A 5972-nucleotide genomic window follows, 5' to 3' on the forward strand; every position below is an offset into this window, starting at 1 on the left:
CCGCCGTGCGAGAGATGTTGACGGCCTCCGCTCGCAGCGCGGCAGATGCGGCTCGCAACGAAAGCGGTTACCGAGCAGGCCTTCTCGGTTCCATCAGCGCCTCGTGCACGGTCTCGGCCCTGGTGGTGCTGGCATGAGCGATCTCGGCCCGGAACAGCGAGGCCTCGTCGATGCACTGGCCGCCGAGTATGCGGCGGTGTTCGCCTACGGCGTCGTCGCGGCATTCTCCAATCCCACGCGAGCAGATCTGGTGGCGTCGAACACTGCCGCCCACCGCGCGCGTCGAGACGCGACCATCGATGCACTCCGGGCGGCGAGTGTCACTGTGCCGCTGCCCGATCCGGCGTATGCGTCCCCGTTCCCGGTGACCGACGCGATCTCGGCCGCGCAGTTGGCCGCGCAAGCCGAGATCGACACCAGCATCGCGTGGCGTTCGCTGATCGAACGCAGCAGGTCGGGAGCGACCCGCGACATGGGTGTTCAAGCGCTGACCGACGCCGCGATTCGCCTCGCGACGTGGCAGCAAATTCTGGGAGTCAGTCCGTCGTCGACGGCATTTCCCGGCCAACCGTGAGCACGTGTGCCGATCCGACGGAACGCCCCGGCATGAACAACGCCGCCACCAGTCCGATCGCCACTGTCCCAGCGCCGACGAGCAGAGCGGGTGCCAAGGCGTCGGTGTAACCGGTGGGCGTCAGTGATCCACCGGCTCCGATGAACACCGCTGTCAATACCGCGATGCCGAGTGCGATACCCACCTCCCGCACAGTGGAGTTGGCGCTGCTGGCGGTGGCGTGATCGTCGTCCTTCATGTCCCGCAGCACTGCGGTGGCGGACGGTGCGAACGTCAGCCCCATGCCCACTCCCGCCATCAGCAGGGCCGGGACCATCGACGAATACTCGGTGTCGGGTCCCAGGATCAGCGCCATCCACACGAGCGAGACCGACTGCAGCGACAGGCCGCCGACCAACAGCCCACGCAGTCCGACGCGCTCGGCAAGCAGACCTGCGATCGGTGCGACCACCATCGGTGCGGCGGTCCACGGCAGCGTGCGTAGGCCCGCCTGGAACGGCGTGTAGTTCATCACGATCTGCAGGTATTGCGCGAGGAGGAACACCGCCCCGAACATGCCGAGCGAGAACGTGATTCCGATGATGTTGGCGATGGTGAAGCTGCGCGAACGAAAGAGTGCGAGCGGCAGTACCGAGTGTCGGGTGCGCGAGGCGCGCAGAACGAACGCCACGAGCAGCACCGCCGAGCCGATGAAACCGGCGAGCACCGTGGCCGACGCCCACCCGTCGTCGTTGCCGTGGACCACCGCCCACACCAGGAGGAAGACACCGCCGCCTGCGAGGACCACGCCGGGCAGATCGAGCGGTTGGATGCGCCTTGCTGTTTCCTTCAGCGCGACGTACGCCAGCGGAACTGCGAAGAGGGCCACCGGAACGTTGATCCAGAAGATCGCCTGCCAGGAAATCCCGTCGACGACGGCTCCGCCGACCACCGGTCCCAGCGCGACGCCGAGTCCGGAGACTCCACCCCAGATCCCGATTGCCATCGCGCGCTTGCCCACCGGTACCACCGCGGCGAGCAACGCCAGGGACAACGGCATGATCGCGGCGGCACCGATTCCCTGCACGGCGCGCGCGGCGATGAGCATCGCTGGACTCGCAGCGAGCGCGCTGGCCACCGAGGCAAGAGTGAAGACCGCGATGCCGCCGAGGAATACCGCGCGCCTGCCCCACCTGTCGCCGAGCGTCGCCGCCGTCAGCATGAAGGTGGCGAAGCTGAGGGTGTACGCGTTGAGGAACCACTGCAGTTGTCCGACAGAGGCGTTCAGGTCCTGCTGGATGACCGGTAGTGCGCTGGTCATCACCAGATTGTCGAGGGTTGCCATGAACATCGGCAGGGATGCTGCGAGGATGCCGAGCCACACGGGAACGTTCCGAGTGGCGGGCTGCACTGCAGGTGGAGAGTCTGTGGCGGTCATTGTGGTCGTCCCGTCTCACGCTTGTAAGCATCGAATGATTACTTATTCGAGACCGTAAGTTATCAACTGATAACCTGTCAACATGTCCGACCCGTCAGCGCCCAAGCCCAGAGCCACCCGCATGGATGCGGCCGACCGCCGAGAGCTCGTGCTCGACGCAGCGATGCGCGCGTTCGCGCGCGGGGGTTACGCCGGCACCAGTACCGATGCGGTCGCGAAGGAAGCGGGCGTCTCTCAGCCGTATGTGGTTCGCATGTTCGGCACCAAGGTCGAGTTGTTTCGTCTGGTGTTCCAACGCTCCGTGGACGGCATCATGGCCGCGTTCGATGCCGTGCTGGCGGCGGGCCCGCTCGACCCCGACGACGACAGCACCTGGGCGAATCTCGGTTCCGCCTATGCCGATCTGGTGGCCGATCGCGACCTGTTGATGGTCATGATGCACGGATTCGGCGCAGGCTCGGTACCCGAGATCGGCCGGGCAGCCCGGGAGGGAATGGGTGCCATCTACGGCCAGATACGTGCCGGCACAGGTTGTTCCGAGGATCAGGCACGGCAGTTCATCGCGCACGGGATGCTGCTCAACGTCCTCATGTCGATGCAGGCGCTCGAGCATCCGAACGACAGCGCCGGACTGCACGAGATGACGGTGTGCGCGTTCGGAACCAATCTTGTCCCGGCCGATCCCGGCTGAGCGTCGGCGCTAGGGACGCATCTCGTACCGACCGTCGTACGAGACGACCTCGTTCCAGATCGTCTCGAAACGCCCCGCGTCGACCACCGGCTTGCGAATCGAATCGAGCGCCCACTGCTGTTGCGCTCCAGTCGATGACGGCTTCCCGTACAGCGCGACGGCATAGCCGGAGAAGTCTCTGATCTGGAAGTCGAAGATCTGGTCCATCATCTCGGACGAGATCTCGTCGGCCTGCTCGAGCAGAAGGTGACCGTAGACCACGAGCGAGAACAGGTGACCCACCACCAGCAGGAAATCGAGGTCCTTCTGCTGGGACTCGTCGGGCGCACACTCGGCGAGGAACGAGGTGAATGCCTGTGCCTGCTCGTAGAAGCGTCCCACGTTGGGGATTCCGGAGTGCTTCTCGTACAACGGCTTCCAGTCGTGGAACCGCACCGAACTCGCACCGCGGGCCGGCCCCTGGGCGAAGAAGAAGCTGTCGTCGACCGGCTCGGTTCGGGTACCGACGTCCGGATAGTCGGTGGGCGAGAACATGTAGGCCGGCATGAATTTGAGCATCAGCGCCACGTTGACGTGCACCGTGCCCTCGAGCTTGGGCAGTGTTCCGATCAGCTGGGCAGCTTCGCGGAAGTAGGTGTTCTTCTCGTAGCCCTTGGCCGCGATGACGTCGTGCAGCAGCCGCACGACGGTTTCGCCCTCCGAGGTCACCTTCGCCTTCGTCATCGGGTTGAACAGCAGGTAGCGCCGGTCCTCGGGCCCTGCGGCACGGAAGTAGTCCAGGGCCCGCGCGCTGAAGAGCTTCATCGCGATCAAGCGCGAATAAGCATCGACGAACGCACTGCGCACGTGCGGAAAGTCGGTGACCCGATTGCCGTACAGAATTCTGTTGTTCGCATGCGTGATCGCCTCGTGGAAGGCGTGCTCACAGATGCCGATGGATCCGGTGCACAGGTTGAACTTTCCGACGTTGACCGTGTTGAGAGCTGCCGAGAACGCGTCGGCACCGGTGTGCAGGATGTCCTGTCGCCGGACGGGGTAGTTCTCGAGTGCGAACGTGCTGACGTACATCTGACCGTGAACGACGCTCCCGCGGAGCCGATAGGCCGGGTGCGCACTGTCGGCCACGAAGAACACGTACGAATCGGGTCCTTCGACGTCGGTACGTCGGCCGAACACCGAGACCATGTTCGCCACGTTGCCGTTTCCGATGTAGTACTTCTCCCCCGACGCGGTGAACTCGAGCTTCGAGTCCTCGGTCGTGGGCGTCAACAGCATGTCGGTGGAGTAGACGTCGGCTCCGTGCGCGCGCTCGGACAGACCGAACGCCATCACCCCGCCGCGGTCCAGCTCGCGTGCGGCGCGGCGTTTGGCGTCGTCGTTGGCGCTCATCCAGATGGGACCGAGACCCAGCACGGTGACCTGCCAGGTGTACCAGTAGGCCAGACCGTAGAACCCGAGAACCTCGCTCAGCGCGGCATTGCGAGCGGCGTCCCAGCGCGTGTTCGGCGACCCGTCCGCATAGACGGCGGGCGTGGAGAACGTCGCGAACAACTTCTGCTCGGCGACGAATTCCAGAAAGTCGGCCGGCCATACGCTGTCGAGATCGTCCGCCAACAGCCTGCCTTTGCCGCGACTCTCGAACCAGTCGATCAGCGCACGCAATTGTCGGCGAGAATCCTCGTCGAGCTCGGCCGGATCGAAGGTTGTGGGATCGAACAGCGCAAAGTGAGACACGTGGTGACCTCTCATAGTCGTTGACCCGAAGCTACCAGCGGGTAAACAACCGCGCAGAGAGATCGCGAGACTTCTCTACGGAGTGCGGCGCACGGCCTTCACGATCTCCCCGACCGCCGAGTCGATGTCCAGCTCGCGACTCTCACCGGAGAAGCGATCGCGGATCTCGACCTTGCCGTCGGCCCAGCCACGGCCGAGAACGACCACCAGCGGGACGCCGATCAGTTCCGAGTCCTTGAACTTCACTCCTGGTGAGGCCTTGCGATCATCGAAGAGTACCTCGATGCCCTGCGTATCGAGTTGTGTCGCAATCGATTCCGCACCGGCGCGAGCCGCGTCGTCCTTGTTCGCGATCACCAGATGGACATCGGCGGGCGCAACCTCCGACGGCCATCGCAGACCCTTGTCGTCGTGCATCTGCTCGGCGATCACTGCGACCAGACGGGAGACGCCCACACCGTACGAACCCTGAGTCAGGCGAACCGGCTTGCCGGTCTCACCGAGGACGTCGACCGAGAACGCATCGGTGTACTTGTAGCCGAGCTGGAAGATGTGCCCGATCTCGATTCCGCGAGCACTGACGAGCGGGCCGCGACCGTCGGGAGACATGTCGCCGTCGCGCACCTCGGCTGCTTCGATGGTGCCGTCGGGAACGAAATCGCGACCGGCGACGAGGTTCACCACGTGCTTGCCCTTGACGTCCGCGCCGGTGATCCACGACGTTCCGTCGACGACCCTCGGGTCGACGAGGTAGCGAACACCGTTGGCCTGCAACGCGCGGGGCCCGATGTACCCCTTGACGAGGAACGGATTGGCAGCGAAGTCCGCGTCGGTCAACAGGGCGAACTCGGCAGGCTCGAGAGACGCTTCGAGGCGCTTCTCGTCGACCTCTCGGTCACCGGGCAGGCCGACGGCGAGCAGTTCCCACTCCCCTTCGGCGTTGCGCACCTTGAGCAGAATGTTCTTGAGCGTGTCCGCGCCGGTGACGGTGCGTCCGAGATCCGCGGAGTTGGCCCACTCCACCAGGGTCGCGATGGTCGGGGTGTCGCCGGTCTCGTGGTCGACGGCGGCCGGCTGCCCCTCGATGGGCAGCGGCGCCGGTGCCGGAGTGGTGACGGCCTCGACGTTGGCCGCGTATCCCGATTCGATGCAGCGCACGTAGGTGTCCTCACCGATGTCGCTCTCGGCCAGGAATTCCTCGGAGGCACTGCCTCCCATGGCACCGGACGTCGCGGCGACGATGACGTAGCTGACACCGAGGCGGGCGAAGATGCGCTGGTACGCCTCGCGGTGGGCGGCGTAGGACTTCTTCAGTCCGTCCTCGTCCATGTCGAAGGAGTACGAGTCCTTCATCACGAATTCGCGGCCACGCAGAATGCCGGCGCGGGGACGTTCCTCGTCGCGGTACTTGGTCTGAATCTGATACAGCGTGACCGGCAGGTCCTTGTACGAGTTGTATTCGGCCTTGACCGTCAACGCGAACAATTCCTCGTGGGTGGGACCGAGCAGCATGTCGTTGCCCTTGCGGTCCTGCAGCCGGAACAACGCGTCGCCGT

General features: G+C 64.9%; 5 protein-coding genes. 2 read left to right on the forward strand and 3 right to left on the reverse strand.

The features are described 5' to 3' along the window. The first annotated feature begins 133 nt into the window (after nucleotides 1-133). Complete coding sequence (locus A2J02_RS11485; RefSeq protein ID WP_068050207.1) at nucleotides 134-574, forward strand: ferritin-like domain-containing protein; 441 nt, start codon at nucleotides 134-136, stop codon at nucleotides 572-574. On the opposite strand, the gene A2J02_RS11490 is transcribed toward A2J02_RS11485, so the two are convergent. Further along, nucleotides 537-1991: a DHA2 family efflux MFS transporter permease subunit gene (locus A2J02_RS11490; protein WP_068050210.1), complete on the reverse strand. Its 1455-nt coding sequence runs from the start codon at nucleotides 1989-1991 to the stop codon at nucleotides 537-539. The genes A2J02_RS11485 and A2J02_RS11490 overlap by 38 nt on opposite strands. An 82-nt stretch (nucleotides 1992-2073) precedes the next feature. Between A2J02_RS11490 and A2J02_RS11495 the strand changes: the two genes are divergently transcribed. Next, nucleotides 2074-2682 carry a TetR/AcrR family transcriptional regulator gene (locus tag A2J02_RS11495; RefSeq protein ID WP_068050212.1) on the forward strand — a complete coding sequence of 203 codons (609 nt, stop codon included), beginning with the start codon at nucleotides 2074-2076 and terminating at the stop codon, nucleotides 2680-2682. A 9-nt stretch (nucleotides 2683-2691) separates the two neighbouring features. Here the strand turns inward: A2J02_RS11495 and A2J02_RS11500 are convergent, their stop codons facing one another. Both A2J02_RS11500 and A2J02_RS11505 read right to left on the reverse strand, forming a co-directional pair. Next, entirely contained in the window at nucleotides 2692-4416 is a 1725-nt protein-coding gene (locus tag A2J02_RS11500; RefSeq protein WP_197478003.1) for an acyl-CoA dehydrogenase family protein, read from the reverse strand. 75 nt (nucleotides 4417-4491) lie between these two features. Beyond that, nucleotides 4492-5972, reverse strand: a 1481-nt coding sequence (locus A2J02_RS11505; RefSeq protein ID WP_068050216.1) for a proline--tRNA ligase, incomplete at its 5' end; no start/stop codon positions are given.

This window comes from Rhodococcus sp. EPR-147 (assembly GCF_001647185.1).
In the GTDB taxonomy this organism is placed as follows: domain Bacteria; phylum Actinomycetota; class Actinomycetes; order Mycobacteriales; family Mycobacteriaceae; genus Rhodococcoides.